The sequence below is a fragment of the Oscillibacter sp. UBA6647 genome (assembly GCA_002455655.1).
Lineage (GTDB): Bacteria > Bacillota > Clostridia > Oscillospirales > Oscillospiraceae > Oscillibacter.
The window spans coordinates 1-3,440 of record DKLF01000064.1; the positions used below are offsets into that span (position 1 = coordinate 1).

Consider the following 3,440-nt stretch of genomic DNA (forward strand, 5'->3'; position numbering starts at 1 on the left):
GCGTGTCACGATCTGGGCTTGTAGACCATTGCCATTTATTCCAACGAGGATATGTACGGCCTGTTCCGCACGGCGGCGGACGAATCCTATCTCATCGGGGAGAACGAAAGTCCCCTGGGGGCGTATCTGGACATTCCCCGCATCATTGAGCTGGCCAAAAAGCACGGGGCGGACGCGATCCATCCCGGCTATGGCTTTTTGAGCGAGAACGGCGATTTTGCCCGGGCCTGCGAGGAAGCGGGCATCAAGTTTATCGGACCCAATTCCAAGGTGCTGGATATGATGGGCGACAAGCTGTCCGCCAAGGCACTGGCCATTGAGTGCGGTGTATCGACCACCCCCGGGACCAAGGACCCGATTCCTGACCGGCAGGCAGCCCAGAAGCTTGCCATGGAGTTTGGCTTCCCTGTGATTCTCAAAGCCGCCGCCGGCGGCGGCGGGCGGGGTATGCGCCGGTGCGACACCGTGGAGGAAGTGGGCGTTAACTACGACCTTGTGAAGTCCGAGGCCAAAAAGGCTTTTGGCAACGACGACATCTTCATGGAAAAGTTTCTGGTTCAGCCCAAGCACATTGAGATTCAGGTGCTGGGAGACGAGCATGGAAACGTGGTCCATCTCTACGAGCGGGACTGCTCTCTCCAGCGGCGGTATCAGAAGGTGGTGGAGTTCACCCCTGCGTTCTCCGTATCAGAGGAGGTGCGCCGGGCGCTGTATGACGACGCGGTGAAAATCGCCAAGCGGGTGGGCTATACCAACGCTGGAACGCTGGAATTTCTGGTGGACAGGGAGGGGCATCACTACTTCATTGAGATGAATCCCCGCATTCAGGTGGAGCATACCGTCACCGAAATGGTCACCGGCGTGGACCTTGTGCGCTCTCAGATTTTGATTGCGCAGGGCTGTCCCCTCAGCGACCCCCGCATCGGCATCAAAAAGCAGTCCGACGTGCACCGGAACGGATACGCCATCCAGTGCCGCGTCACCACAGAGGACCCGGCCAACGGCTTTGCTCCCGACACCGGAAAAATCACGGCCTACCGCTCCGGCGGCGGTTTTGGCGTCCGGCTGGACGGAAACGCCTATGCCGGCGCGGTGATCTCTCCCTATTATGATTCCCTGCTGGTGAAGGTCACCACTTGGGATTCTACCTTCGAGGGCGTGTGCCGCAAGGCCATCCGCGCCGTGCGGGAGGTGCACGTCCGGGGCGTGAAAACCAACCTTGCTTTTATTCTGAACATTCTCCATGACGAGGTGTTCCGCGCGGGCGGCTGCCACACCAAGTATATCGACGAAGCCCCCAGCCTGTTTGAGCTGGACGAGGGGCAGGATCGGGCCACCAAGATGCTGAAATACATCGCCAACATCGTGGTGAAGGAGCAGGGTCCCCAGAAGCTCTATGAAGATCCCCGCTATCCTCCCGTCACCGGCGAGCGGCCCGACGGATTAAAGCAGATGTTGGACGCAAAAGGCCCCGAAGCCGTTGCAAAATGGGTACTGGAGCAGAAAAAGTTGCTTATCTGCGACACCACCACCCGGGACGCACACCAGTCCCTGCTTGCCACCCGCGTTCGCACGCGGGACATTGTGAAGAGCATGGAGGCCACCTCTGAAATTGAGGCGGACGCGTTTTCTCTGGAGTGCTGGGGCGGCGCGACCTTTGACGTGGCCTACCGCTTCCTCCACGAATCCCCTTGGGAGCGGCTGAACATGATTCGGGAGAAGGCCCCCAATCTGCTGCTGCAAATGCTGCTGCGGGGAGCCAACGCCGTGGGTTATACCAATTATCCCGATAACGTGATTCGGGAGTTTGTGCGGCAGGCCGCCATCAACGGCGTGGACGTGTTCCGGGTATTCGACTCTCTGAACTGGATTCCCGGAATGGAAGTGGCCATGGACGAGGTGCTGAAGCAGGGCAAGCTCTGTCAGGCCGCTGTGTGCTACACCGGGGACATTCTGGACCCGGCCCGGGACAAGTATACCTTAAAATATTATATCAATCTGGCAAAGGAGCTTGAAAAGCGGGGCGCACATATGCTGGCCATCAAGGACATGGCGGGCCTGCTGAAGCCCTACGCCGCCAAAAAGCTGGTTTCCGAGCTGAAGCAGGAGATCGGCATTCCCATTCAGCTTCACACCCACAACACCTCCGGCAATCAGGTTGCCGCGGTGCTGATGGCGGCGGAGGCGGGTGTGGACGTGGCGGACCTTGCCATCTCCTCCATGAGCTCGCTGACCAGCCAGCCGTCCCTGAACGCCGTGGTTGCCGCGCTTCAGGGCACCGAGCGGGACACCGGCATGGATTTGGAGCGGCTCCAGTACCTGACGGACTATTGGGAGGACGTGCGCACCCGGTACGATTCCTTCGAGGCAGACATTAAATGTCCCGCCACCGATATTTATCGTTATGAGATTCCCGGCGGACAGTATACCAACCTCAAGCCGCAGGTGGAATCTCTGGGGCTGGGGGACCGGTTCCGGGACGTGAAGGAGAACTACCGGAAGGTCAACGATATTCTGGGCGACATTGTAAAGGTAACCCCTTCCAGCAAAATGGTGGGCGACATGGCTATCTTTATGACCCAGAACGGCCTGACGCCGGAAAACATTGTTCAAAAGGGGGCAAACCTCGCTTTCCCCGACAGCGCGGTGAGCTATTTTTCCGGCATGATGGGCCAGCCTGCATGGGGCTTTCCCAAGGATTTGCAAAAGGCGGTTCTGAAAGGGAAGAAAGCTGTTACCTGTCGCCCCGGCGAGCTTTTGAAGCCGGTGGACTTTGAGGCGGTGCGCAAGGAAATGCTGGAATTCGACCCCGAGCCCGCTGACCGGTCCATCATCTCTTATTGCCTGTATCCCAAGGTTTATCGGGATTATAAGCGGGATCAGAAGGAGTATGGCTACGTCACCCGGCTGGGCAGCCATGTGTTTTTCCACGGTCTGGCCGTGGGGGAGACGCACAAGGTCAACATTGCCGACGGCAAGACCCTGATGATTAAGTATCTTGGCCTTGGCGAGGTGGATGCCGAGGGGATGCGTACCGTCAGCTTTGAGCTGAACGGCATCCGCCGGGACGTGCAGGTTCCCGACGCGGAGGCCCAGAAGAACATCGTCAAGGTTCCCATGGCTGATCCGGAGGACAAGAGTCAGGTGGGCGCGTCGATTCCCGGCGCAGTGAGCAAGGTGCAGGTGAAGGCCGGGGACACCGTAGAGGTGAACCAGACCCTCATTACCATTGAGGCCATGAAGATGGAAACCGCCATTACTGCCCGCATGGCGGGCACGGTGGAGGCTGTTCAGGTGGCCGAAGGAGAGACTGTGAAGGGCGGACAACTGCTTTTGACCATACGATAACGGTTCGATAGCGGTATAAACAGTCAAAATGCACAAAGAAGATTCCTGGCATTTTGAAGAAATTGGACGGGACGCGAAAAAATTTTTTCGCG

General features: G+C 58.3%; 1 pseudogene. It reads left to right on the forward strand.

Annotated elements, in window-relative coordinates:
• Nucleotides 1-3,348 (forward strand): annotated as a pseudogene (locus tag B2W96_RS04895) (pyruvate carboxylase); the annotation flags it as partial.
• Between the last annotated feature and the right edge of the window lie 92 nt (nucleotides 3,349-3,440).